The following is a 23490-nucleotide window of genomic DNA, read 5'->3' on the forward strand; positions in this document are numbered from 1 at the left end:
ATCCGCACGCCGGCTGCAAGAGAAATCCAAGTTGCGGATCGACGCATGAACGACGCTGGCGCCCCCTCCGATAAGCCCGACGGCGCAGGCCAGAGCGGCCTCGACCTTGGCGGCGCGTCCGACGCTGCAAAACCCTACCGCGTTCTCGCCCGCAAATACCGCCCCTCCAGCTTCGAGGATCTGATCGGCCAGGAGGCCATGGTGCGCACGGTCTCGAACGCGTTCGAGACCGGGCGGATTCCGCAGGCCTGGATCCTGACCGGCGTCCGCGGGGTCGGCAAGACCACCACCGCGCGCATCCTCGCCCGCGCGCTGAACTACGCCAAGCCGGACGGCTCGGTGCAGGGGCCGACCATCCACATGCCCGATCTTGGCATCCACTGCCAGGCGATCATGGAAAGCCGGCACATGGACGTGCTGGAGATGGACGCCGCCTCCCACACCGGCGTCGACGATGTCCGCCAGATCAACGACAGCGTGCGCTACGCGCCGGCCAGCGCGCGCTACAAGGTCTACATCATCGACGAAGTCCACATGCTGTCGACGGCGGCGTTCAACGCCTTCCTCAAGACGCTGGAGGAGCCGCCGGAGCACGCCAAGTTCGTGTTCGCCACCACCGAAATCCGCAAGGTTCCGATCACGGTGCTGTCGCGCTGCCAGCGCTTCGACCTGCGCCGCGTCGAAGCCGACGTGCTGATGAAGCATCTCGGCAACATCGCGGCCAAGGAAGGCGTCGAGGTCGAGCCCGAGGCGCTCGGCATCATCGCGCGCGCGGCTGAGGGATCGGTGCGCGACTCGCTGTCGCTGTTCGACCAGGCGATCGCGCATGCCGCGGGCAATGTGAAGGCCGACGCGGTCAGGCAGATGCTCGGCCTCGCCGACCGCACCCGCGTGATCGACCTGTTCGAACAGCTGGCGCGCGGCGATCTCGCCGGCGCCTTCGCCGAATTCCGCGCGCAATATGACGTCGGCGCCGATCCGGTGGTGGTGCTGTCCGACCTGGCCGAGTTCGTCAATTTCGTCACCCGCGTGAAGGTCGTGCCGGGGACGGCAGACAATGTCGCGTTCGGCGAGACCGAGCGGGTGCGCGCGCGTGAATTCGCCGCCAAGCTGTCGATGCGGGTGCTGTCGCGGATGTGGCAGATGCTGCTCAAGGGCATCGCCGAGGTGCAGACCGCGACGCGTCCGGCCGCGGCCGCCGAGATGGTGCTGGTGCGGATTGCCTATGTCGCCGACCTGCCGACGCCGGATGAAGCGATCCGGATGATCGAGCAGAATGGCGGCGGCGCTGCGCCCGCGGCGTCGGGATCCGCCGCCTCGCAACCGTCGCGCGGCACACCATCCTCGGCAATGCCTGCGATGTCATCCCCACCGGTGCGCGCGCCGCAGGCCGCGCCGCGCGCCGATTTCGCCGCGCGTCCGCAGATGGTGGCGCCCGCCGGCGATGCCGCGCCGGCGCTCCGGATATCAAGCTTTCCGCAGCTGATCGCGCTCGCCGGCGAGAAGCGCGACATCATGATGAAGAGCGCGCTGGAGGCCGATGTGCGGCTGGTGCGTATCGAGGACGGCCAGCTCGAGATCGCCCTCGAGCCGAAGGCGCAACGCGCGCTCGTCACCGATCTGTCGCGCAAGCTCGAACTATGGACCGGGCGGCGCTGGACCGTGATCATCTCCAACGAGGCCGGCCAGCCCACGGTGCGCTCGCAGAACGAATTGGCGCGCAGCGAGCACCAGCGCACTGCGGAAGCCGATCCGCGCGTGCAGGAGGTACTGGCGCGCTTCCCCGGCACCAAGGTGGTCGAGGTCCGCCGCCTTGCCGCCGAGGTTCCGGTCGCGGATGCCACCGGCGAAGACCCGATTGAAACTTCCGACAGCGACGACGATTGATATTTGGCGATAGGAACGCAGGCATGGCTGATTTTCTCGGCATGATGAAGCAGGCAGCGCAGCTGCAATCCAAGATGCAGGAGATGCAGGAACAACTCGGCAATGTCGAGGTCGAAGGCATCTCCGGCGGCGGCCTGGTCGCGGTGCGCATGACCGCGAAGATGGAAGTGAAGGGCATCAAGATCGATCCGTCGCTGATGAAGCCGGAGGAACGCGAGGTGCTCGAGGATCTCCTGGTCACCGCGCATGGCGATGCCCGCCGCAAGGCCGAGACCGCGATGCAGGAGAAGATGATGGCGCTCACCGGCGGGCTCGGCCTGCCGCCGGGATTTGGTCCGACTTAAAGCGCGGCGAGATCAAGATGAATCATCTTCATGCTTTGGCTCTCTGTTTGAGCATGATCTTTTCGGAGAACCGCTTCACACTTTTCCGGATCATGCTCTAATGGCTGCAAGCGTTGCCGGCCCCGAGATTGAACGCCTGATCCAGTTGCTGGCGCGGCTGCCCGGGCTCGGGCCCCGCTCGGCGCGGCGCGCGGCGCTGCATTTGATCAAGAAGCGCGAAGCCCTGATGACGCCGCTGACCGCGGCGCTGCAGGTGGCTATCGAGAAAATCCAGGTCTGCAAGACCTGCGGAAACATCGATACACAAAACCCCTGCACGGTGTGCACCGATCCGCGCCGCGATCCCTCGATCATCGTCGTGGTCGCCGACGTCGCCGACCTCTGGGCGCTGGAACGCGCCAATGCGACCAATGGCCGCTATCACGTGCTCGGCGCGACGCTGTCGCCGCTCGACGGCGTCGGTCCGCAGGATCTCACCATCGATCAGCTGGTGGCGCGCGCGCATGCGCCCGAGGTCAGCGAGATCATCCTGGCGCTCAATGCGACCGTCGATGGCCAGACCACCGCGCATTACATCACCGACCTGTTGTCGGAGGCCAATGTGCGGGTGACGCGGCTGGCGCATGGCGTGCCGGTCGGCGGAGAGCTTGATTACCTCGATGAAGGTACGCTATCTGCAGCCATGCGGCAGCGGACGCTGTTCTAGCGCGCGATGCCGGCGCCGAGCACGGCGTCGGGCGCCAAGCGATCGGTTACAATCCGAAAAGATCGCACCGAAACAAAATGGTAGGGTGGATGCCGATTCGGGGACGGTCATTCACGCTCTGACGAATCAAGATACGGAACCACTGACAATGACGGCACACCGATTCGGCGTACGCTTGTTCGGCGTACGTTTGGGCTTTGCGCTTCTGGCGGCAACGTTCGCCGCGCCTTGCGCCATCGCGCAGCAGGCCGACGCGCCGCAGAAGCCCGGTAAGATGATCCACGCCGGCGACGTGCTGTCGGGCGAACTCGGCGTCATGAAGGTGCGTGACGCCAAGAACCGCGGCAAGCGCGTCGCGACCTACCAGATCACCAGCGAGCCGCGCCGCCTGCCGCCGCCGAACGGCCTGTGCAATCTCGAAACCGGGCCGGAAACCTTCCAGCTCGTTCCGACCAACGATGCCCAGGCCGCGCAGCTCAAGAGCCTCTCCGGCAAGGCAATCTCGGTGAAGGTCGACGAGGTCGCCTGCGCCAAGGACGCCGGCGAGATGAGCGAAGCCATCGTCACCAAGTGGAGCGTGGTGGCGAAGTAGGGGTCTCAATGGCGATGTCATCGCCCGGCCCGATGCGCCGGTGATGACATCGCGTTGTTTGACATCGAATCGAGAACCATCCGCATCGTCGTCCTGGCGAAAGCCAGGACCCATTACCCCAACTGTCGGTTATTGCGCGACGCTGAGGCCAGAAGTCCCTTTCACAACCAAGTGCGGTGGTTATGGGTCCTGGCTTTCGCCAGGACGACGTGGAGAGAGTTCGGGCTCGCGTGCGCGACCGGTGGCGGGTGACGACAGCCGGGCTAAACCCGCACCGGCCCCAGCTCGTCGAAATGCCCGCGCCGCTGCAGCCAGGCGAGCAGGATCAGGCTCGGGATCGCGACCAGCACGCAGATCACGAAGAACACTTGCCAGCCGACGGCCTTGGCGACATAGCCCGCGCCCGACGACAGATAGGTGCGGCCGACCGCCGCGAGCGCCGTCAGCAGCGCGTACTGGGTCGCGGTGTGCAGCGGGTTGCGGCACAGTGCCGACAAATAGGCGACGAAGATCACGGTGCCGATCGCGCTGGTGAAATTCTCCGCGGTGATCGCAAGCGCGAGCGCCCATTGATCGACGCCGACATGGGCGAGCCAGGAGAACGACAGGTTGGCGACCGCCTGCAGCACGCCGCCGATCCAGAGGCTGGTCGCGAGCGAATAGCGCCGCGCCACGAAGCCGCCGGCAAATCCACCGATCAGGGTTGCGGCGAGGCCGACGCCCTTCACGATCGCCGCGTAATCGACCTTGGAAAAGCCGATGTCGATCACGAACGGCGCGGTCATGGTGCCTGAAAACGCGTCGGTGAACTTGAACAGCACCACAAAGGCGAGCGCCGCGAAGGCGTCCTTGCGGCTGAGGAACTCGGAGAACGCGCCGAGCGCGGCGTGCAACACGCGTTCGGCGGCGTTCTGCGCGTGCGTGGCCGCCTCCGCGCCCTTCGATTGCGCCGGCTCGGTCGCAGCCAGCGCGGTGACGATGCCGATCACGACCAGCGCGGCCATCACCACATAGCCCCACATCCAGGCCGACGGACGCGCGAGGCCAGCGGACTCGAAGCCGCTGACGATGAACAGCGCGCCGGCAGTCGAGACCAGCATGCCGACGCGATAGGCCGCGACATACGACGCCATGCCGGCGGCCTGCTCGCTTTCAGGCAGGCTTTCGACCCGGAAGGCATCGACCACGATGTCCTGCGTCGACGAGGCGGTTGCGACCAGCAGCGCGGCGAACGCCGCGAACCATGGCGAGCGCGCCGGATCGGCCAGCGCCAGCACCAGGATCGCCGCGATCAGCAGCAGCTGCGAGAACAGCAGCCAGCCGCGGCGGCGGCCGAACATCTGCGTGAACAGCGGCACGTGCAGCGCGTCGACCAGCGGCGCCCAGAGGAACTTCAGCGTGTAGGGCGTGCCGATCAGCGCCAGCAGCCCGATGGTGCCGAGATCGACCCCGGCCTCCTTCATCCAGACCTGCAGCGTCGAGCCCGACAGCGCCAGCGGCAGCCCCGAGGAGAAGCCGAGCAGCAGCACGATCAGCACCCGCGGCTGCAGGTACACGGCAAGACTGTCGCGCCAGGAGGTGGCGGCGGGCTTCGGCTCCGGCTTTGCAGACGCGTCTGACGTCGCTTCAGGTGCTGTCATAGAGGAGTTGGTAGCAGATTCGGCCCCAAAAAGACTGTCATCGCCCGGCTTGACCGGGCGATCCAGTATCCCAGAGGCCTATCCGCCACCTGCGGCAATTTCGGGATAAAGTCGGGCGATGACATCGATTGGGTGGCGCACGCCGGACAACTTCTAGAAACAACAATCACTCCCCCGCCTGCAGCTTGCGGGGGGCGGGGAACAGGTCGGATGTGCTGCCTTTGACGAAGCGGGGGACCTCGATCGGGGTCTCGGACTTGCTGAAGTCGAGTTCCTCGATGCGGCCGGCGCGTTTCTCGATCTTGTCGGCGGAGATCAGGATCTGCCTGACGTCCTCGTTCACCTGGCCGAAATGGGTCTGCAGCTTGAGCACGCGATCGCGCAGGCGGCCGAGGTCGTCACCCAAGTGCATTACCTCGTTGCGGATCTGGTCGGCGGCGTCGCGAATGCGGGCGTCCTTCAGGATCTGCTGCATCACCTGGATCGCCAGCATCAGCAGCGACGGCGACACCAGCACGACGCGGGCGCGATAGGCCTTCTGGATCACGTCGTCGAAGCCGTCATGGATCTCGGCATAGACCGATTCCGACGGCACGAACATCAGCGCGGTGTCCTGGGTCTCGCCCGGGATCAGGTACTTCTCCGCGATGTCGCTGACATGCTTCAGCACGTCGGCGCGCAGCCGCTGGCTGGCGAATTTGCGCTCCTCGTCGCTGCGCGCTTCGTGCAGCGCGGTCATGGCCTCGAGCGGGAATTTCGCGTCGATGCAGAGCGGACGCTGGTCGGGCAGGAACACGACGCAGTCCGGCCGCTTGCCCGACGTCAGCGTGTACTGGAACTCGAACGAGCCCTTCGGCATGCCGTCCTGGACGATCGCCTCCATCCGCGCCTGGCCGAACGCGCCACGCGATTGCTTGTTGGCGAGCACGTCGCGCAGCGTCGTCACCTGGGTGGTGAGCTCGTTGAGGTTCTTGTGCGCGTGGTCGATGATGCCGAGCCGCTCGTGCAGCACGCGCAGCGAATCCATCGTGTTGCGGGTCGATTGCTCCATCGACTGGCCGACCCGGTGGGTGACCGAATCGAGCCGTTCGTTGACGGCGCGGGCCATCTCGGCCTGGCGGCCGGCCAGTGCCTGCGCGAAGGCATCAACCTTGGCGTCGACCCGGCCGGAGGATTCGCTCTGGGCCCGCAGCATGTCGGCGAGCCGCTCCTCCAGCTCGTCGGCGCGGATGGCCTGGGCCATCGCGAGTTCCGCGCCGCGCCGGCTGGCGCGCGCGATCACCACCGCAATGGCGAGCAGCAGGATCAGCGCCAGCGCCCCAAGGCCGATCAAGGCGTCGGAGACACGGACCGGAAGGTCGCCAATCGTCAGGAGAATCTCGTTCATGCCGGCAGTTGTAGCCGATTCGCGGTTGGGTGCGAACGAAGAGGGAACGTTTATGGCAAATGCATCCCTGATTTTCCGGGTTAATGCGGAGTGAAGAAACGTGGTTAACGTTGTCCTAACGGGTTCCTGAGCGCATTGACCCCATGAAGTCAGCAGCTTAAATCGCCGCCATGGCATTAAGAGAAATTATCATCCTGCCGGACAAGCAGTTGCGGCTGGTGTCGAAACCGATCGAGAAGGTGACGCCGGAGATCCGCAAGCTGGCCGACGACATGCTCGAGACCATGTATGACGCGCCCGGCATCGGGCTGGCGGCGATCCAGGTCGCGCAGCCGCTGCGGCTGATCACCATGGACCTCGCCAAGCGCGACGAGAACGGCGAGACCGCGGCGAAGCCGCGCGTCTTCATCAATCCGGAGATCGTTGCGCGTTCGGAAGAGCTGTCGGTGTACGAAGAGGGCTGTCTGTCGATCCCCGAATATTACGAGGAGGTCGAGCGGCCGGCGCGGGTACGCGTGCGATTCACCGATCTCGACGGCAAGGTGCATGAGGAGGATGCGGAAGGCCTCTACGCCACCTGCATCCAGCACGAAATCGATCATCTCAACGGCGTGCTGTTCGTGGACTATCTGTCGAAACTGAAGCGCGACCGCGTCTTCAAGAAATTCGAGAAGGCAGCCAAGCGCGCGGCGGAGTGACCGTTGCATTTGTCCACCGTCATGCCCGGGCTTGTCCCGGGCATCCACGTCTTCCTTTCTTCACGGCGCCAAGACGTGGATGGCCGGGACAAGCCCGGCCATGACGGATAGTTTGGAGCCAGCGAGAGTAGTTTGATCTCATGCCTCTCCGCCTGATCTTCATGGGCACGCCCGATTTCGCGGTGCCGACGCTGCTGGAGCTCGTAGCCCATGGCCATGAGGTCGTGGCGGTGTACACCCGCGCGCCGAAGCCGGGCGGCCGGCGCGGCCTGCAGCTGCAGCCGACGCCGGTCGAACAGGAGGCGCGCCGCCTTGGCATTCCCGTGCTGACGCCGAAGACCCTCAGGACCCCGGAAGCGCTCCAGGAGTTTCGCGCGCACGACGCGGATGCCGCCGTCGTCGTCGCCTATGGCATGATCCTGCCCCAGGCCATTCTCGACGCGCCCAGGCTCGGCTGCTTCAACCTGCATGCTTCGCTATTGCCGCGCTGGCGCGGAGCCGCGCCGATCAACCGCGCCATCATGGCGGGCGATGCCGAGAGCGGCGTGATGGTGATGAAGATGGATGTCGGCCTCGACACCGGCGACGTCGCGATGGCCGAGCGGCTGCCGATCTCGGACGGCATGACGGCATCCGATCTGCACGACGCGCTGGCGCCGCTCGGTGCCGACCTGATGGTGCGGGCGATGGCGGCGCTCGGGCGCGGCGGCTTGCAGCTGACGAAGCAGAGCGCGGACGGCGTCACCTACGCCGCCAAGATCGAGAAGGCCGAGGCGCGGATCGACTGGACACAGCCGGCGCATGCGGTGCTGCGGCACATTCACGGGCTCTCGCCGTTTCCCGGCGCCTGGTGCGAGCTCGCCGGCGAAGGCGAGCCGGTGCGACTGAAGATCCTGCGCTGCGAGCTGGCCAGGGGTTCGGGCGTACCGGGCGATGTGCTCGACGACAATTTTGCGATCGCCTGCGGCGACGGCGCGATCCGGATCCTCGAACTGCAGCGCGCCGGCAAGGCGCCGATGAAGGCAGCGGACTTTTTGCGCGGCACGCCGTTGAAGCCGCCTGCGCGGCTCGGCTGATGCCCCGCTACAAGCTCACCATCGAATATGACGGCACGCTGTTCTCCGGCTGGCAGATCCAGGACACTGCCCCGACGGTGCAGGGCGCGCTGGAGGCGGCGGTCAAGGCGATCTGCGGCGAGGACGTGCGCGTCCATGGCGCCGGCCGTACCGATGCCGGCGTGCATGCGCGCGGCCAGGTCGCGCATTGCGACATCGCCAAGCATTTTCCGCCCGGCCGCTTTCGCGACGGGCTGAACGCGCATCTGCGGCCCCATCCGATCGGCGTGCTCGCGGCCGACATCGTGCCCGATGATTTCGAGGCGCGGTTCTCCGCGACCAGGCGGCACTATCTCTATCGCATCACCAATACGCGCGCGAACCTCGCGCTCGACATCGGCCGCGTCTGGCGCGTGCCGCGCGCGCTCGATGCTGACGCGATGCATGACGCCGCGCAGCGCCTGCTCGGCAAGCACGATTTCACCACCTTCCGCGACACCGAGTGCCAGGCCAGGTCGCCGGAGAAGACGCTCGATCAGCTCGACGTCACGCGCGAGGGCGACGCCGTCAACATCGTGACATCGGCGCGCTCGTTCCTGCACAGCCAGGTCCGCTCGATGGTGGGTTCGCTGGTCTGGGTCGGCGAGGGCCGCTGGAGCGCCGACGACCTCGCCGCCGCGCTCGCCGCCCGCAACCGCGCCGCCTGCGGCCCCGTGGCGCCGCCGGACGGGCTCTATCTGATGCGGGTGGATTACTAGACTAAAGCATGATCCGGAAAAGTGCGAAGCGGTTTTCCGAAAAGATCATGCTCAAACAAAGAGCTAAAGCGCGATGACGATTCAACCTAATCAGATCGCGCTTTAGGCGGAAATGACTTCGCAGGATGGGTGGAGCGAAGCGATACCCATCATCGCTATATCTGGTGCGGGTGGATTAAGTGCGGCCCCAATCCCTACTGTGCATGGGGTTGTTTTCGCTGTTTTTGTCCAGCCGGGCGGCTGGCCTACCCGAAATACCGCTCCAGCACGCCGCGATAGATCTTCGTCAGCTTCTCCAGATCGGCCACCGGCGTGCGCTCGTCGACCTGGTGCATGGTCTGGCCGACCAGGCCGAACTCGATCACCGGGCAATAGCTTGAGATGAAGCGCGCGTCCGAGGTGCCGCCGGAAGTGGAAAGCTCCGGCCTGCGGCCGGTGATCTCCTCGATCGCGGCGACCGCGAGGTCGGTGAACGGGCCGGGCTGGGTGACGAACACGTTCGAGTTCGACGGCATCCAATCGATATGGGCGCGGATGCGGTTGCCGCAGGCTTTGGCCAGCCGTTCGTCGACCAGCTGCCGCAGGCTGTCCTGGGTGTGGTTGTCGTTGTAGCGGATGTTGAACTTCGCCCGCGCCTGGCCGGGGATCACGTTGCTGGCGGTGTTGCCGACATCGACCGTGGTGAATTCGAGGTTGCTGGCCTGGAACTGCGCGCTGCCGCGATCGAGCGGCTCGTCGCTCAGCGCCACGATCAGCCGGGAGATATCCGGCACCGGATTGGAGGCGCGGTGCGGATAGGCGACGTGGCCCTGCACGCCGTCGACGACCAGCGTGCCGGATTGCGAGCCGCGCCGGCCGATCTTGATCATGTCGCCCAGCACCTCGACATTCGAGGGCTCGCCGAGCACGCAATGATCGAATTTTTCGCCGCGCTCGGCGCACCATTTCAACAGCTTGACGGTGCCGTTGATCGAGACGTCTTCCTCGTCGCCGGTGATCAGGAAGGAGATCGAGCCGTTGCCATTCTCTTGTGGCTTGCCGCCATGGTCCTGCAGATATTGCAGCACAGCGGCGACGCTGCAGGCGATGCCGCCCTTCATATCGACGGCGCCGCGGCCGTAGAGATAGCCGTCCTTGACCTCGCCAGAGAATGCGCCAAGCGTCCACGCCGCTTCATCGCCGGGCGGCACCACGTCGGTGTGGCCGGCGAAGGTGATATGCGGCGCCGAAGAACCGATGCGCGCATAGAGGTTGTCGATATCGGCGGTGCCGGGCTCGGAGAAGGTCACGCGGTGGACCTCGAAGCCTGCGGTTTTCAGCAGGTTTTCGAGAACGCCAAGCGCGCCGGCGTCGACCGGGGTGACGGAGGGGCAGCGAACGAGATCGCGGGCAATCGAGACGGCATCACTCATTCGCCTCGCTTAACACGTCACACGGCGGGTGGACCAGCTTTGTGCGGTACGGTATCGAGCTCGCTCTGCTGGTCCCAGCCGCGCGCGGAGCGCGATCCGCGGTCGCGGCCTTGCCGCACATGGGTTTTCCCAAGCGGATTGGGGCCATAGCGATTGGGGTAGCGCGTGCCGGGTAGAAAGGCGAGCTCGATGAAGCCCCAGACATAGAGCACGAAGACGATCAGGCCCGCGGCCACCACCCAATAGGATTCATCGGGGAGCCGGTCCGAGAACTGGCTCATGAGACCCGGGATCGCGAAGAACGGGACCATCCACCAGCCGCTCTTGTCGCGGTCGTGCAGGCGCTTGATCGAGACAGCGATATAGACCCAAACGAACAAGAACGTTCCGCAGGCCTTGACCAGCAATGCCGGCAATCCGGCCCAGCTCAGCGATCTGTAGCTGTCGGGGTCGAAGGCCCGGAAGATGTCGTCGACATTGAAGCTGAACCCGTTCTTGCCGCCAAGACCGGCCGAGACCACCAGTAAGGCCAGGAACAACATCCAGCAGACGATGATCAGCCCTGCGAGCCAGAATTTGGCCCGGTTGACGCGGCCCTTGAAGCCGAACAGGTAGTTGGCCCAGTCTATGAAAATAAGCTCCGGGCTGCGGCAATTCTTCGCGGCCCGGAGATATGTCGGCGTCGGATCGAAATTGGTTCGATCAGTCCAGACCCGTCATCCTGAGGTGCGAGCCTTGCGGCGCAAATGCGCCGCTTGGCGAGCCTCGAAGGATGCACGGCCCCGCTGGTGGCCGTCGACCCTTCGAGACGCCTGCTTCGCAGGCTCCTCAGGGTGACGGTGATGGACTGATCTCGCGGCGAAAAAGCGATCAGTCCCGCAGCAGCTCGTTGATGCTGGTCTTGGCGCGGGTGCGCTCGTCGACCCGCTTGACGATCACGGCGCAGGCGGTGGCAGGTCCCGGCTGGCCGTTCTTCAGCGGCTTGGCCGGCAGGGTGCCGGGCACCACGACGGCATATTCCGGGACCTCGCCGACGAAGATCTCGCCGGTCTCGCGATCGACGATCTTGGTCGAGGCGCCGAGGAACACGCCCATCGACAGCACCGCGCCCTTGCGCACGATCACGCCCTCGGCGACCTCCGAGCGCGCGCCGATGAAGCAGTCATCCTCGACGATCACGGGCTCGGCCTGCAGCGGCTCGAGCACGCCGCCGATGCCGACGCCGCCGGAGATGTGCACGCGCTTGCCGATCTGGGCGCAGGAGCCGACCGTCGACCAGGTGTCGATCATGGTGGCTTCATCGACATAGGCACCGAGATTGACGAAGGAGGGCATCAGCACGACGTTGCGGGCGATGAAGGCCGAGCGGCGCACGATCGCGCCCGGCACGGCGCGGAAGCCGGCGTCGCGGAAACGGTTCTCGCCCCAGCCCTCGAACTTCGACGGCACCTTGTCCCACCAGGATGCCTTGCCCGGGCCGCCCGCGATCTGGCCCATGTCGTTGAGGCGGAACGACAGCAGCACGGCCTTCTTCAGCCACTGATTGACCGTCCACTTGCCGCTCGCCTCGCGCTCGGCAACGCGCGCCTCGCCCTTGTCGAGCAGTTCCAGCGCGTGATCGACGGCCTCGCGGACCTCACCCTTGGTCGAGGTCGAAATGCCTTCGCGGGCGTCGAACGCGGTGTTGACGGTGGTTTCGAGGGCGGACAGCGACATCGGGACAATCCTTGGGCGTATCGGGATTATGACGGGAATTTTGCGGGGCTTTTTCGGAATTTGGGGCAGGAGAGTCAAGGCAAACTCATATGCCGCCGAGCGGTCTCTCTTTCTTCCGTCGTCCCGGCGAAGGCCGGGACCCATAACCACAAATCTCCGTTGGGTTGTCGGCTGTGGCCCCAGCGTGTCTCGTCACTAACATTCGGGGTAATGGGTCCCGGCTTTCGCCGGGACGACACCTGTTGAGAGGCTACGGCTTCAGCCGCTGCAAGAAGCCGGTGAGATCGTCCGTGACGTGGTCGACATAAGCGGCGTCGCGGCCTTCGAGCTCCCAGGTCTCGCGCACCACCTCCTGGCTGCCGTCGGGCACGACCAGCACGGTGGTCATGCCGAGCTCATGTGGCACCACGAGGTTACGCGCGAGGTCCTCGAACATCGCAGCCCTCGCCGGATCGACGTCGTGGAGCCTGAGGAACTTCTGGTAGGTCTGCGGCGCCGGCTTCGGCTCGAGATCGGCGGCGATGATGTCGAACACGCCGTCGAAATGGTTGCTGATGCCGAGCCGGCCCAGCACCGCATCGACATGGTCGACCGAGCCGTTGGTCAGGATCAGCTTGCGCCCCGGCAGTTTTGCGATCGCGGCTCCCATCGCCGGATTGGGTTGGAGGGGCGAGTGGTCGATCCTGTGCACATAAGCGAGATAGTCGTCGGCCTGCACGCCGTGCTCGGTCATCATGCCGCGCATCGTGGTACCGTAGCGCAGATAGTAGTCCTTCTGCAGCCGCCGTGCTTCCTCGGGCGAGATTTTCAGCCAGTTGCTGACGAACTCGCCGATCCGCGCATCAACCTGCTGCCACAGGTTGACGTGATGCGGGTACAGCGTGTTGTCGAGGTCGAACACCCAGGTCTCGACATGGCCGAAGCTGCGGGAAGTTTTAGTCATGGCTTTCTCCACAGGGCAGCGCGATCGCCCAGTCCTCCGCCGTCGTCCTGGCGAACGCCAGGACCCATACCGCGGAATCTATCAATGTGGCGCGATGCTCGTCGTTCTTCGCCAAACGCAGTCTTGTGATAATGGGTCCCGGCCTACGCCGGGACGACAGTGATGTTTGTGGCGCCATTGTCTACATCACGGCATCGCAAAGCGCAGCGTCTTGCCGCCGCTGGTCATGTCGACGGTGGTGAAGCCGAGTGCGGCGAGGCCGCGGGTGCTGCAGTCGCCCTGTTCGTTGATCTCGAACTTGCTTTCGCGGGTGCAGAGCTGGACCCCGCCGCCCCAGTTCAGCGGCTTGTCCTTGATGCGGATGGCGCGGTTGTCGTTGTCGACCGCTTCGGCAAACGAATAGATCTGCTTCGGCGTGCCTGACACGTCCGGATGCAGGCACTTGCCGGGGTCGATGCGATACCAGCCGCGGCTGGTCACCACCTTGCCGTCGTCGGTTGCAACTGCGGCCATCACCTTGTGCGGCGTGTCGTTGCACCAGGTCAGCCCCGATGGCGATGGCTTCTGCACGGCATCGATCATGGTGGCGAAGAAATTCGGCGACTGCACGATGTCGCCGGCGAGCCCGCGGCTCTTGAGGAACGCCGACAGCGCACTCTGGGTCTTCGGCCCGTCGACGCCGTCGATCGGCGCCGCGTCGTAGCCCGCGATCACCAAGAGGCGCTGGATGCCGGCGAGCCGCGCCTGCTCGTCGTCATATTCGCTGTCTTCGGCGAGATAGGCGACCAGGTTGCCGTCGTCGGTCTTCGTCGGCGTGATCTGGGTGAATTGCGCGGGCATCTGGCCGGAGCGGCATTGCCGCGCGGCGGCGATCACGAAATTGTCCTGAGCCACGCAGAGCGTGTCGGTGCCGTTCTGCGGGATCGGCGAGGCGCCATAGACGCCGAGCGCCCGCGCATTGAGCAGCACGCGGTCGGCGGTGAGCGCGCCCTGCACCACGACCCGGCAGGTCGCCGGATCGATCCGGAACCAGCCGCGTGTCGCGGTCGCGGCCTTGTCGTCGATGCCGATCGCGGCCTCGATCACATAGCTCATGCGGTTGCAGAGCTTGAGATCAGCATGCGCCGGCGCCGACGAGAACAGGAACGACACCAGCGCGGCCGGCAGCGCCATCGCGAGCCGCGCCGCCGGCGACCGGCGAGGGATCCTCGCCGTGTGTCCCTCGTCTGCCATTACTTATGGATCAGCGTGCCGGTGCCCTGGTTGGTGAAGAGCTCGAGCAGCACCGCATGCTGCGTCTTGCCGTCGATGATCACGACGCCCTGCACGCCCTGTTCGAGCGCGTAGATGCAGGTCTCGACCTTCGGGATCATGCCGCCGGAAATCGTGCCGTCGGCGATCAGCTTGCGGGCTTCCTTGATCGACAGGTCCGGAATCAGCTTCTTGGACTTGTCGAGCACGCCCGGTACGTCGGTCAGCAGCAGCAGACGCTTGGCCTTCAGCGCGCCCGCGATCGCGCCTGCGAAGGTGTCGGCGTTGATGTTCAGGGTCTGGCCGTCCTGCGAGGTCGCGAGCGGCGCCAGCACCGGGATCAGCTCATAACCAATCAGCTGATTGAGCAGCGTGAGGTCGACCTTTTCGGGATCGCCGACGAAGCCGAGATCTATGGCCTTCTCGATGTTGGAATCCGGATCGACCATGGTGCGCGTCGTCTTCGACGCCTTCACCATGTTGCCGTCCTTGCCGGACAAGCCCACGGCCTTGCCGCCGGCTTCGTTGATATAGCCGACGATCTGCTTGTTGACCGAGCCCGCCAGCACCATCTCGACGATCTCGATGGTCGCGGCGTCGGTGATGCGCAGGCCCGCGGCGAATTCCGACTGGATGCCGAGGCGTTTCAGCATGGTCGCGATCTGCGGCCCGCCGCCATGCACGACCACCGGATTGATCGCGGTCTGCTCGAGCAGCACGATGTCGCGCGCGAACGCCTTGGCGGTGTCCTCGGCGCCCATGGCATGGCCGCCATATTTGATGACGATGGTTTCCTCGTCATATTCCTGCATGTGCGGCAGCGCCTCGGACAGGATGCGGGCCTGATCGAGCGGGCTGATGTGCTGGTCGGTCATGGGGCTGGTCTCGTCGTCAGCGGAGGGGTGGCGGCGGTTCTATCTGATTGCCGGGCAGGGCGCAAAGCGGGAGAGGTATTCGCTCGTATCTGTAGCCCGGATGGAGCGAAGCGCAATCCGGGGTTTGCAGCCGCGGCACGATTCCCGGATTTCGCTTGCGCTCCATCCGGGCTACGGGTCACCGCTTCGGCAACACCGCCGCGACCGCCAGTACCAGCCAGCTCAGGATCAAGAGCGTTCCGCCGGTCGGCGCGGCCATCGGAAACAATCCATGGCCGGCATATTGGCGCAGCACGAGGTCGCCCGCGAACAATGACGCCGCGATGACGAAGCCGGCCGCCGCCACGACTGCGAGCTTCGCATGGATGATCGCGCGATCCGCGACCGCGATGGTCGCGACTACGGCGGGTGCATGGAACAGCAGCATCGAGGATGCCGCCGCCAGCCGCGTGGCATCAGGCAGATGGGCCGCGGCCGCCGCCAGCATCACGCCGCAGGCGCCCATGATGGCGGCAAGGCCGATCAGGAGGCGGGATGCGCCGCTCATCGGCGCCGTTCCTCGATCAGACGCACCATGGCGGCACGCAGCTCCGGCATGCCGTCGCCGGTGCGCGACGAGGTCACCAGCACTTCGGGGAAGGCGGCGGGATGTTTTGCGAGCGTTGCCGACGTGTCGGCGATGACGGTCTTGAGTTCGCCGGCCTTCACCTGGTCGGCCTTGGTCAGCACCACCTGATAGCTGACCGCGGACTTGTCCAGCGTCTTCAGCACGTCGAGATCGACGTCCTTGATGCCGTGGCGCGCGTCGATCAGCACGTAGACCCGCGCCAGTGTCGCGCGCCCGAGCAGGAATTTGTGGATCAGCGCCGTCCATGACGCCACCTTGGTCTTCGGCGCCGAGGCGTAGCCGTAGCCGGGCATGTCGACCAGGCGGAAGCCCGCCTTCTCCGGCCCCTCGAAGAAGATCAGCTCCTGGGTGCGCCCCGGCGTGTGCGAAGTGCGCGCCAGGTTGCTGCGGCCGGTCAGCGCGTTGATCAGGCTCGACTTGCCGACATTGGAGCGGCCGGCAAAGGCGACCTCGAGGCCGGCCATCGGCGGCAGCGTCTCGATCGAGGGCGAGGCCCAGATGAAGCGCCAGTCGCCGGCGAACAGTTTTCGGCCTTGCTCGATCAGCGCCGCATCATGTTCGGTGCTCATGCGAAGGATTCCATCTCGTGGCGGCTGGGCAAAGGCCCAAGGCGGGTCCTTGGCGTAGGACGACCCGGCCATCCAGGTCAACGTCTAGAGCCTCGGTTCTGATTGAATCGAAGCTCCAGCTTCTTGTTTTGACGCGTTCTCTTCCCGCGAATCGTCGCCCACTTCGCTCGAAAACGCGCTGGCCGCCCTCCAATACGTCGATGCCCGGCACAAGGCCGGGCATGACGTGGTGACGAAGCGCTGTTGCTGGAAGCTACGTCGCCTTCTTTGTCTCAGTCGTCACGCTTTTTTTTTGAAACGTCGACTTCAGATTGTCGAACAGCTCCACCTTCACGCCGTTGCGCCGCATGATGTAGCTCTGCTGCAGCACCGACAGCAGGTTGTTCCAGGCCCAGTAGATCACGAGACCCGCCGGGAAGCCTGCCAGCATGAAGGTGAAGATCAGCGGCATCCAGTCGAAGATCATCTTCTGGGTCGGATCCGGCGGCGCCGGGTTGAGCTTCATCTGGACCCACATCGTGATGCCCATGATGATCGGCCAGATACCCATCACCAGATAGGAGCCGAAATGCGGTCCGAGCAGCGCGATCGGATCGAACGGAATGAGGCCGAACAGCGTGAACAGATTGGTCGGATCGGGCGCCGAGAGGTCCTTGATCCAGCCGAAGAACGGCGCATGCCGCATTTCGATGGTGATGAACAGCACCTTGTAGAGCGAGAAGAACACCGGGATCTGCAAGGCGACGGGAAGACAGCCCGCGATCGGGTTGATCTTCTCCTTCTTGTAGATCTCCATCATCTCCTGCTGCTGCTTCACGCGGTCGTCAGGATAGCGTTCCTTCAGCGCCTGCAGCTGCGGCTGCACCGACTTCATCTTCGCCATCGAGGCGTAGGACTTGTTGGCGAGCGGGAAGAACAGGAGCTTCACGATCACGGTCACCAAGAGGATCGCGATGCCGAAATTGCCGACCAGGCGATAGAACCAGTCGAGCGCCAGGAACATCGGCTTGGTGATGAAGTAGAAGTGGCCCCAGTCGATCAGGAGATCGAAATGGTTGAGGCCGAGCTGCTTGTTGTAGCCGCCGAAGCCGACCAGCGGGAAGTTGAGGCCGACCGTGGCGGCCTCCTTCGCGCCGGCGAACAGCCGCCCATTGGCAACGCCGGTGCCGCCGATCGGAATGGTCTGCGCGCCGAGCATGTAGTCGGTCTGGTAGCGCTTGTCGCCGGTGGTAAACCTTGCGCTTTCGAGCGTTGCGGTGGTCTCCGGCAGTAGTGCCGTGGCCCAGTATTTGTCGGTGATGCCGAGCCAGCCGTCGGTGACCTTCGTGAACACGATGCCGCGCGAATTTCCGCCGGTCGAGGTCTTGGCCTCGTCGATGTTCTTGTAGCTGAATTCCTGCAGGCCGTGTTCGCCGAGATAGCCGATCGGACCTTCGTGCAGAATCGCGTAGCCGGAGACCGGCGGCTTGCCGCCGCGCGAGATCAACCCGAACGGATACAGCGTCACCGGCGCGCTGCCTTGATTGATGACCTCGTCCTTGATGCTGAAGAGGTAGCGATCGTCGATCGAGATGGTGCGGCGGAAGGTCAGGCCCTGGCCGTTCTCGTATTTCAGAATCACCGGGGTGCTCGGCGACAGGCTGTTCGATCCCTCCTGCTGCCAGACGGTTTCGGCGTTCGGCGTCTTCACCGATGAGCCGTTGGCGGTCAGCCACAGGAACTCGGCATAATAAGGCTCGGCCGTGCCCGACGGCGAAAGCAGCACGACGGCCGGCGATTTGGGATCGACCGTCTCGCGGAACTGAACCAGCGAGAGGTCGTCGATCCGGGCGCCCTTCAGCGCGATGCTGCCGGTGACGCGCGGGGTCTCGATCTTGATGCGCGGTCCGGAGGCAAGCACCGTCTCGCGACTCGCGACCGGAGCGTCAGCAGCAGGCGCGCCGGGCGCCGGAGAGGGGATTGCCGAGGTTCCCGGAGCGGCGCCAGGAGTAGCACCAGGAGCAGCACCCGGAGTCGCCTGCGGCGCCGGCTTCTGCAACTCCGCCTGGCGCTGCGCCTCGCGCTGCTTCTCCATCTGCGGCACATTGTAGAAATATTGCCAGGCGATCAGGACGAGGCCGGACAGAATGACGGCAAGGATCGTGTTGCGGTTGTCGGACATCTCTTAGGGTCTCGTCATTCCATTCGGATTAGGCGCGCTTTTGTTACTCGCCTTGTTGGTACCCGTCTTGTCGGTACCCGTCTTGTCGGTAGCCGTCTTGGGCGCAGGCCGGTCGAGGCGGCGCAGCGCCGACCGCAGGTCGTCAAGCATGGTCGCAAAGTCGCGGGTCAGCGCGTCACGACGGCCCACTAGCACATAATCATGGTGCGGCCGCATGAATACGGCGTCGACTTGTCTCATCACTTCGCGAAGCCGGCGGCGGATGCGGTTGCGCTCGGTCGCGGTGCCGTTCTTCTTGGTGACGGTATAGCCGACGCGGATCGGGCCCTGATCGTCGCGGCGGCGGCCCTGCAGCACAAAAGCTGCGGTATTCGCCCGTGCGCCATTGGCAACGGCGAGGAAATCCGCCCGCTGCCTCAGCCGATCCATAATTGGTATCTCCGGAGAGGAGACGTCCGGGCTCAGGCGCTCAGGCGCTTGCGGCCACGCGCGCGGCGCGCAGCGAGGACCTTGCGGCCGCCGGCCGTGGCGAGACGGGCGCGGAAGCCGTGACGGCGCTTGCGCACCAGTTTGCTGGGTTGATAAGTCCGCTTCACGGGTAATTCTCCGCTGACCGGGCAATTTGCCGTTGTATTGAGATGGAGTCCGGTGATGCTGGCAGGCCCAAACGAGCCGTTGACGGCCCCAAGGAGCCGCCCCCGGGTCAAGAACCGGGCCATCGCGGACAGTTGGCGCGGCTTATAAGGGAGTGCCCTGTTTTCGTCAATGTCACAGGCCGTCGCAAAAAGGCTTCTTCGAAACGTCGCAATTGGGGCGAATATATCTGATTTCGCGGGGTATTTGACGGTATGGAGACGCTTTGGGGCGTTCGGGGAACCGCCCACATTAGCGATCCGTAATTTGACCGGCTTGGGGGCCGGGCCCCATCTTCCGACCCCTAAGCCAAACAAGGCCTTATCTTGTGGCTCTAACTGACGATCAGGCGACCGCGCAGAAGCAGCGGCCCAAGCCGTCCCCCCGGCTCGGGCTGTCGGGCAAGCTTTTGCTGCTGACGATTCCCCTGGTGATGATCGCCGGGCTCCTGATCTACGTGCCGGCGATCGCCAACTTCCGGATGAACCGGCTCAATGACCGCCTGGCCGCCGCCAATACCGCGGCGCTGGTGCTCGATGCCGCCCCGTCCGGCCTGGTGCCGGATTCGCTGGCGCGGCAGATCCTGACCAGCATCGGCGCCCGTGCCGTCGCCATCAAATTGGGACAGCAGCGCCGGCTGCTCGCCAGCGCCGACCTGCCGGCCGCGATCGACCATGACGTCGACATGCGGACCATGACGGTGTGGTCGGCGATCGTCGATGCCTTCGAGATCATGCTGGAGCATGGCGACCAGACCATCCGCGTGGTCGGACCCGCGCCGGGCCAGGCGCAATTCATCGAGGTCGTGATCGACGAGAAGCCGCTGCGGCAGGCGATGTACCGCTTCTCGCGCAACGTCCTGGTCGTCGCGCTGTTGATTGCCGGCCTGACCGCCGGCCTGGTCTATCTGGCGCTGCATTATCTGTTTGTGCGCCCGATGCGGCGGTTGACCGCGAGCCTGGTCGGCTTCCACGAGAATCCGGAGAGTTCGGCGCGAATCATCGTGCCGAGCCAGCGTGGCGACGAGATCGGCGTTGCCGAGCGCGAGCTGTCGGACATGCAGCGCGACCTCGTCTCGATGCTGCATCAGAAGAGCCGGCTTGCCGCGCTCGGGCTCGCCGTCTCCAAGATCAACCATGATTTGCGCAATCTGCTGGCGTCCTCGCAATTGCTGTCGGACCAGCTCGCCAGCGTGCCCGACCCGCGGGTGCAGCGCTTTGCGCCGAAATTGTTGCGCTCGCTCGAGCGCGCCATCGCCTTCTGCCAGTCGACACTCTCTTATGGCCGCGCGCAGGAGGCGGCGCCTGATCGCCGCGTGATCATGGTGGAGCCGGCGGTTGCCGAAGTGCGGGAGTCGGCCGGGCTCGCGACCGATGTCTCGATCACCTGGATCAGCGCGATCGAGCGCGGCCTGACCATCGACGCCGACCCGGACCAGCTGTTCCGCGTGCTGCTCAATCTGGTGCGCAACGCGACGCAGGCGCTGGAAAGCCGGCCGGCCAGCGACGGCGGCGCGCAGCAGATCCGCATCACCGGCCGCCGCGAGGGGACGGTTGCGATCATCGAGGTCTCCGACACCGGTCCGGGCGTGCCGGCCAAGGCGCGCGAGCATCTGTTCGAGGCCTTCCAGACCTCCGGACGCCCCGGCGGCAGCGGGCTTGGCCTCGCGATTGCCGCCGAGCTGATCCGGGCTCACGGCGGCCATATCCACCTGGTCGAGGGCACGATCGGCGCCACCTTCCGGATTTCGATCCCGGATCGTCCGGTGGAACTGCTGTCGATTCGCAGCGAGCGGGCGAGGGCCTGAGGCCGTTCCGGTACTCCGGGGCGGCCAAAGCCGCGCCGAAATTGGCGTTTCCAGACCTTGCCAACTGGACCCGGAGCCTGTAGCTAGAGCGCTCTTTCGCGACATTCCGGGGCTCCCGGAGCCATGCGGCCTCAAGCCCACCCGCGAAAATGCGCCCGTAGCTCAGCTGGATAGAGCATCAGACTACGAATCTGAGGGTCGGACGTTCGAATCGTTCCGGGCGCGCCATTCACGCAAGTTCCCATTGGTTCGGGCAGCTGATGCGCGCTCGTCTTCAGTAGAAGATCCCCCCGACACTTCTGGATCGATTGCGTTCCACGGCACTCGCTCGGTCCGTGGTCGTAGTTGGAGGGTGAAGAACGCTGCGCGTGTCATTGTCTTCCCTCCTCGGTAAACCGACGCGCGGCCAATCTTGAGCGCCTACGCGATAGCGGACGCTTCCATGCCTTTAGCTTTGAGCGCCTTCACATTGGCGGTGTCGATAGACGCTTTACGGCCTTGGTAGACCCCGCGTGCCTTGGCCTCAGCGATACCCTCAAGCTGCCGCTCTCTGCGGAGGTTGGTCTCGAACTCGGTGAACAAACCGAACATATCCAGGAAGCACTTGCTCGCTGCTGTGCTGGTGTCGATGGGTGCTCTGTACCGGATCGGAGACCGGCCCGGAAAATGCGCCCGCACGGGTCAGAATCGAGCCAAAGGCGAGGGCCGACCCGTAAAAACCCCGCTTGCCCCGGCCAGAACGTTGAGAAAAAATAAGCTTTTTTAGCTTATAGGCGGCAGGATGTTTTTATTCTTATTTTGTCTGTCCCTTTGAACCGGCGAGTCATCCCTCATGCAGAGTGACATCGCGAACGCCGTATTTTATGCGGCCGTGTTTCTGGGCATCGTCTACACCAGTCGCATCCTGGAAAAAAGGTGGCCGATCGCGGACGTTCCCTACGGCGAGTTTCGCGATGATTGGCTCGCGGTGATCGTGAGCCTCGGGCTGTCGTCCATGCTTGCTCCGATCGCGGCGATCAGCGCTGGCAAGATCGCGAGCTACACCGGTCTCGGCTGGATCAAGCTGCCGACCGACGGTTACTGGTGGTACGTCTCCCTCGCAATCATCGTGGTCGCATTCGATCTCTACAAGTACGCATACCATCGCCTGCAACATGCGATCCCCTTTCTATGGGCGATGCACTCCTTCCATCACAGCGCGAACGGCGTGACGTTCATTACCGGCGGCCGGCATTTCTGGCTGGAGCGGGTGTTGTCCGACGCGTTTCTTCCGATCATGGCGATCCTGTTCCGCATCCCGCCGGACATGGTGATCGCGGTGGGGTTCATCTTCTTCATGCCCGACGCGTGCGCCCATCTCAACGTTCGGATTCCGCTCGGTCGGTATGTGACATGGATCAACAATCCGCAATGGCACCGGATCCATCACTCGGTCCTTCCCGAGCATAGGGACAAAAACTTCGCTGCCTGCTTTCCGCTCCTCGACATTCTGTTCGGCACGGCCTGGATACCGAAGCCGGACGAATATCCTGCCACGGGCCTCGTGCCTGCCGAGCGCGTGGACATCATCAACAGTGTGATCTGGCCAATCCGGCATCTTCGGCATTACTGGCATCGGGAGTCTCGGAATGAATTGGGTTAAGGGTCTTTTGGTGCTCCTCGCCCTGCTGCTGGGTTACGCCGACCTTGAGTCGACGAATGTGATCCTGAGTCTCGGACTGGGTGAGTTGAATCCGTTCATGCATCTGGCGCAGACATGGTTCGGCGTATGGTGGCTGGTGCCCAAGCTTGGTTTGACGTTCGTGGTCACGTGGCTGCTTTGGCGGAGCAACAACGTTTACAACATCGCTCTCGTCGTCGCGTTCTGCTCCACGCCTGTCCTGAACAATCTCGTCATCATCGCGGGCACGAACTGAATCAATCCCTTCGCCGGTTGCCGCAACTGGCGACGTCAGGAGGATCAGTGATGTCGGACAGGTTCGTTGTCGCCTGCATGGTCTGGTGTGCGCTGATCCTGGGGCCTCCGGGAGCGACCGTGCACGCGCAGACGCCGTCGAACTGCAAGGAGCCGCAGACCGGCACCAGCCGCGTCCCGATGCTGTCGCCGCCGCTGGCCAATGTGGTGACGGGCACGGGACGGCTGCAATTCTACTCGGCGCCGAATCTGCACTGTCCGATCCGCGGGGTGTTCGTCATTCCAAATGACGCACTGATCGCCTATGCGCAAACCAGGGATGGCTGGTCGTCGGTAATGTACCTCAACCCGGGGACGGGCAACGACGTCTCGGGTTGGGTGAGGTCGGCGAGGCTGAAGGTGACTGAAATAGTCGGACCAAAGTAGCACGCGACCGGGATCGCAGCGGGCGGGCGGCTACCCCGCGCCGCACCTGCTTGAACGATGCCTGCACGAATGCGCTGCGCGCGGCGA

General features: G+C 64.7%; 24 protein-coding genes, 1 tRNA gene and 1 pseudogene. 12 read left to right on the plus strand and 14 right to left on the minus strand.

The genetic code is table 11. The features are described from left to right. Window positions 1–45: 45 nt before the first annotated feature. The 4 genes from XI02_RS03520 (at window position 46) to XI02_RS03535 (ending at window position 3529) form a co-directional block, all read left to right on the plus strand. Window positions 46–1887 carry a DNA polymerase III subunit gamma/tau gene (locus XI02_RS03520; protein ID WP_016848079.1) on the plus strand — a complete coding sequence of 614 codons (1842 nt, stop codon included), beginning with the start codon at window positions 46–48 and terminating at the stop codon, window positions 1885–1887. 23 nt (window positions 1888–1910) lie between these two features. Beyond that, window positions 1911–2231: a YbaB/EbfC family nucleoid-associated protein gene (locus XI02_RS03525; RefSeq protein ID WP_018269493.1), complete on the plus strand. Its 321-nt coding sequence runs from the start codon at window positions 1911–1913 to the stop codon at window positions 2229–2231. Window positions 2232–2331: 100 nt separating this feature from the next. Then, window positions 2332–2937: a recombination mediator RecR gene (gene recR, locus XI02_RS03530; RefSeq protein ID WP_016848081.1), complete on the plus strand. Its 606-nt coding sequence runs from the start codon at window positions 2332–2334 to the stop codon at window positions 2935–2937. Window positions 2938–3085: 148 nt separating this feature from the next. After that, window positions 3086–3529 carry a hypothetical protein gene (locus tag XI02_RS03535; RefSeq protein WP_370143863.1) on the plus strand — a complete coding sequence of 148 codons (444 nt, stop codon included), beginning with the start codon at window positions 3086–3088 and terminating at the stop codon, window positions 3527–3529. 263 nt (window positions 3530–3792) lie between these two features. On the opposite strand, the gene XI02_RS03540 is transcribed toward XI02_RS03535, so the two are convergent. Together XI02_RS03540 and XI02_RS03545 are read right to left on the minus strand one after the other, a co-directional pair. After that, a complete protein-coding gene (locus XI02_RS03540) occupies window positions 3793–5169 on the minus strand; it encodes an AmpG family muropeptide MFS transporter (protein WP_069279195.1) in 1377 nt (458 codons plus the stop codon). A gap of 166 nt (window positions 5170–5335) precedes the next feature. After that, on the minus strand, window positions 5336–6556 hold the full coding sequence (locus XI02_RS03545) for a DNA recombination protein RmuC (RefSeq protein WP_172645957.1): 1221 nt from the start codon (window positions 6554–6556) through the stop codon (window positions 5336–5338). A 170-nt stretch (window positions 6557–6726) separates the two neighbouring features. On the opposite strand from XI02_RS03545, the gene def reads away from it, so the two are divergent. The 3 genes from def to truA all read left to right on the plus strand — a co-directional run bounded on the left by def (window position 6727) and on the right by truA (window position 9067). After that, a complete protein-coding gene (gene def / locus XI02_RS03550) occupies window positions 6727–7254 on the plus strand; it encodes a peptide deformylase (RefSeq protein WP_172645956.1) in 528 nt (175 codons plus the stop codon). A gap of 140 nt (window positions 7255–7394) precedes the next feature. Continuing rightward, the gene (fmt, locus tag XI02_RS03555; RefSeq protein ID WP_172645955.1) at window positions 7395–8330 is read left to right on the plus strand and encodes a methionyl-tRNA formyltransferase; all 936 of its coding nucleotides are present in this window, start codon (window positions 7395–7397) and stop codon (window positions 8328–8330) included. Further along, complete coding sequence (gene truA, locus XI02_RS03560; RefSeq protein WP_172645954.1) at window positions 8330–9067, plus strand: tRNA pseudouridine(38-40) synthase TruA; 738 nt, start codon at window positions 8330–8332, stop codon at window positions 9065–9067. The genes fmt and truA overlap by 1 nt, the downstream gene beginning before the upstream one ends. Window positions 9068–9312: 245 nt before the next feature. Here the strand turns inward: truA and dapE are convergent, their stop codons facing one another. From dapE to rpmH, 11 genes are all read right to left on the minus strand, one after another. Then, a complete protein-coding gene (dapE, locus tag XI02_RS03565) occupies window positions 9313–10479 on the minus strand; it encodes a succinyl-diaminopimelate desuccinylase (protein WP_172645953.1) in 1167 nt (388 codons plus the stop codon). Window positions 10480–10496: 17 nt separating this feature from the next. Further along, a complete protein-coding gene (locus XI02_RS03570) occupies window positions 10497–11114 on the minus strand; it encodes a DUF805 domain-containing protein (protein WP_172648958.1) in 618 nt (205 codons plus the stop codon). A 235-nt stretch (window positions 11115–11349) separates the two neighbouring features. Continuing rightward, window positions 11350–12195 (minus strand): 2,3,4,5-tetrahydropyridine-2,6-dicarboxylate N-succinyltransferase, encoded by an 846-nt coding sequence (gene dapD, locus XI02_RS03575; protein ID WP_016848090.1) that lies wholly within the window; start codon window positions 12193–12195, stop codon window positions 11350–11352. A gap of 250 nt (window positions 12196–12445) precedes the next feature. Next, window positions 12446–13138 carry a pyrimidine 5'-nucleotidase gene (locus tag XI02_RS03580; RefSeq protein ID WP_172645952.1) on the minus strand — a complete coding sequence of 231 codons (693 nt, stop codon included), beginning with the start codon at window positions 13136–13138 and terminating at the stop codon, window positions 12446–12448. A 186-nt stretch (window positions 13139–13324) separates the two neighbouring features. Then, window positions 13325–14311: a DUF1036 domain-containing protein gene (locus XI02_RS03585; protein WP_069279188.1), complete on the minus strand. Its 987-nt coding sequence runs from the start codon at window positions 14309–14311 to the stop codon at window positions 13325–13327. Window positions 14312–14370: 59 nt separating this feature from the next. Then, on the minus strand, window positions 14371–15264 hold the full coding sequence (argB, locus tag XI02_RS03590) for an acetylglutamate kinase (protein WP_016848093.1): 894 nt from the start codon (window positions 15262–15264) through the stop codon (window positions 14371–14373). 178 nt (window positions 15265–15442) lie between these two features. After that, window positions 15443–15811: a DUF423 domain-containing protein gene (locus tag XI02_RS03595; protein WP_018269496.1), complete on the minus strand. Its 369-nt coding sequence runs from the start codon at window positions 15809–15811 to the stop codon at window positions 15443–15445. Further along, window positions 15808–16461 carry a ribosome biogenesis GTP-binding protein YihA/YsxC gene (gene yihA / locus XI02_RS03600; RefSeq protein ID WP_016848095.1) on the minus strand — a complete coding sequence of 218 codons (654 nt, stop codon included), beginning with the start codon at window positions 16459–16461 and terminating at the stop codon, window positions 15808–15810. Before yihA ends, XI02_RS03595 begins: the two co-directional genes overlap by 4 nt. Window positions 16462–16714: 253 nt before the next feature. Beyond that, window positions 16715–18622 carry a membrane protein insertase YidC gene (gene yidC / locus XI02_RS03605; RefSeq protein WP_172645951.1) on the minus strand — a complete coding sequence of 636 codons (1908 nt, stop codon included), beginning with the start codon at window positions 18620–18622 and terminating at the stop codon, window positions 16715–16717. Window positions 18623–18625: 3 nt separating this feature from the next. Continuing rightward, the gene (gene rnpA / locus XI02_RS03610; protein WP_172645950.1) at window positions 18626–19051 is read right to left on the minus strand and encodes a ribonuclease P protein component; all 426 of its coding nucleotides are present in this window, start codon (window positions 19049–19051) and stop codon (window positions 18626–18628) included. A gap of 32 nt (window positions 19052–19083) precedes the next feature. Continuing rightward, window positions 19084–19218: a 50S ribosomal protein L34 gene (gene rpmH / locus XI02_RS03615; protein WP_008542748.1), complete on the minus strand. Its 135-nt coding sequence runs from the start codon at window positions 19216–19218 to the stop codon at window positions 19084–19086. A gap of 365 nt (window positions 19219–19583) precedes the next feature. On the opposite strand from rpmH, the gene XI02_RS03620 reads away from it, so the two are divergent. Continuing rightward, complete coding sequence (locus XI02_RS03620; RefSeq protein WP_018269499.1) at window positions 19584–21062, plus strand: sensor histidine kinase; 1479 nt, start codon at window positions 19584–19586, stop codon at window positions 21060–21062. A gap of 151 nt (window positions 21063–21213) precedes the next feature. Continuing rightward, window positions 21214–21290: transfer RNA gene (locus XI02_RS03625), tRNA-Arg, on the plus strand. Window positions 21291–21482: 192 nt separating this feature from the next. Here the strand turns inward: XI02_RS03625 and XI02_RS03630 are convergent. Beyond that, window positions 21483–21695: pseudogene (locus tag XI02_RS03630) on the minus strand (recombinase family protein); the annotation flags it as partial. Window positions 21696–21894: 199 nt separating this feature from the next. On the opposite strand from XI02_RS03630, the gene XI02_RS03635 reads away from it, so the two are divergent. The 3 genes from XI02_RS03635 to XI02_RS03645 are packed head-to-tail and all read left to right on the plus strand — an operon-like array spanning window position 21895 to window position 23403. Continuing rightward, window positions 21895–22704 (plus strand): sterol desaturase family protein, encoded by an 810-nt coding sequence (locus XI02_RS03635; RefSeq protein ID WP_016848119.1) that lies wholly within the window; start codon window positions 21895–21897, stop codon window positions 22702–22704. Then, window positions 22691–22978: a DUF5658 family protein gene (locus XI02_RS03640; protein ID WP_225161514.1), complete on the plus strand. Its 288-nt coding sequence runs from the start codon at window positions 22691–22693 to the stop codon at window positions 22976–22978. The genes XI02_RS03635 and XI02_RS03640 overlap by 14 nt, the downstream gene beginning before the upstream one ends. Before the next feature lie 50 nt (window positions 22979–23028). Then, window positions 23029–23403, plus strand: a complete 375-nt coding sequence (locus XI02_RS03645; RefSeq protein ID WP_172645865.1) for a hypothetical protein — start codon at window positions 23029–23031, stop codon at window positions 23401–23403. Window positions 23404–23490 lie beyond the last annotated feature (87 nt).

The organism is Bradyrhizobium sp. CCBAU 21365 (assembly GCF_015291305.1).
GTDB lineage: Bacteria > Pseudomonadota > Alphaproteobacteria > Rhizobiales > Xanthobacteraceae > Bradyrhizobium > Bradyrhizobium elkanii.

What these genes read in the sequence shown, in the direction of transcription:
- XI02_RS03520 (WP_016848079.1), top strand. Translation starts at nt 46, where the DNA reads ATGAACGACGCTGGCGCCCCCTCCGATAAGCCCGACGGCGCAGGCCAG.
- XI02_RS03525 (WP_018269493.1), top strand. Translation starts at nt 1,911, where the DNA reads ATGGCTGATTTTCTCGGCATGATGAAGCAGGCAGCGCAGCTGCAATCC.
- recR (WP_016848081.1), top strand. Translation starts at nt 2,332, where the DNA reads ATGGCTGCAAGCGTTGCCGGCCCCGAGATTGAACGCCTGATCCAGTTG.
- XI02_RS03535 (WP_370143863.1), top strand. Translation starts at nt 3,086, where the DNA reads ATGACGGCACACCGATTCGGCGTACGCTTGTTCGGCGTACGTTTGGGC.
- XI02_RS03540 (WP_069279195.1), bottom strand. Translation starts at nt 5,169, where the DNA reads ATGACAGCACCTGAAGCGACGTCAGACGCGTCTGCAAAGCCGGAGCCG.
- XI02_RS03545 (WP_172645957.1), bottom strand. Translation starts at nt 6,556, where the DNA reads ATGAACGAGATTCTCCTGACGATTGGCGACCTTCCGGTCCGTGTCTCC.
- def (WP_172645956.1), top strand. Translation starts at nt 6,727, where the DNA reads ATGGCATTAAGAGAAATTATCATCCTGCCGGACAAGCAGTTGCGGCTG.
- fmt (WP_172645955.1), top strand. Translation starts at nt 7,395, where the DNA reads ATGCCTCTCCGCCTGATCTTCATGGGCACGCCCGATTTCGCGGTGCCG.
- truA (WP_172645954.1), top strand. Translation starts at nt 8,330, where the DNA reads ATGCCCCGCTACAAGCTCACCATCGAATATGACGGCACGCTGTTCTCC.
- dapE (WP_172645953.1), bottom strand. Translation starts at nt 10,479, where the DNA reads ATGAGTGATGCCGTCTCGATTGCCCGCGATCTCGTTCGCTGCCCCTCC.
- dapD (WP_016848090.1), bottom strand. Translation starts at nt 12,195, where the DNA reads ATGTCGCTGTCCGCCCTCGAAACCACCGTCAACACCGCGTTCGACGCC.
- XI02_RS03580 (WP_172645952.1), bottom strand. Translation starts at nt 13,138, where the DNA reads ATGACTAAAACTTCCCGCAGCTTCGGCCATGTCGAGACCTGGGTGTTC.
- XI02_RS03585 (WP_069279188.1), bottom strand. Translation starts at nt 14,311, where the DNA reads ATGGCGCTGCCGGCCGCGCTGGTGTCGTTCCTGTTCTCGTCGGCGCCG.
- argB (WP_016848093.1), bottom strand. Translation starts at nt 15,264, where the DNA reads ATGACCGACCAGCACATCAGCCCGCTCGATCAGGCCCGCATCCTGTCC.
- XI02_RS03595 (WP_018269496.1), bottom strand. Translation starts at nt 15,811, where the DNA reads ATGAGCGGCGCATCCCGCCTCCTGATCGGCCTTGCCGCCATCATGGGC.
- yihA (WP_016848095.1), bottom strand. Translation starts at nt 16,461, where the DNA reads ATGAGCACCGAACATGATGCGGCGCTGATCGAGCAAGGCCGAAAACTG.
- yidC (WP_172645951.1), bottom strand. Translation starts at nt 18,622, where the DNA reads ATGTCCGACAACCGCAACACGATCCTTGCCGTCATTCTGTCCGGCCTC.
- rnpA (WP_172645950.1), bottom strand. Translation starts at nt 19,051, where the DNA reads ATGGATCGGCTGAGGCAGCGGGCGGATTTCCTCGCCGTTGCCAATGGC.
- XI02_RS03635 (WP_016848119.1), top strand. Translation starts at nt 21,895, where the DNA reads ATGCAGAGTGACATCGCGAACGCCGTATTTTATGCGGCCGTGTTTCTG.
- XI02_RS03640 (WP_225161514.1), top strand. Translation starts at nt 22,691, where the DNA reads ATGAATTGGGTTAAGGGTCTTTTGGTGCTCCTCGCCCTGCTGCTGGGT.
- XI02_RS03645 (WP_172645865.1), top strand. Translation starts at nt 23,029, where the DNA reads ATGTCGGACAGGTTCGTTGTCGCCTGCATGGTCTGGTGTGCGCTGATC.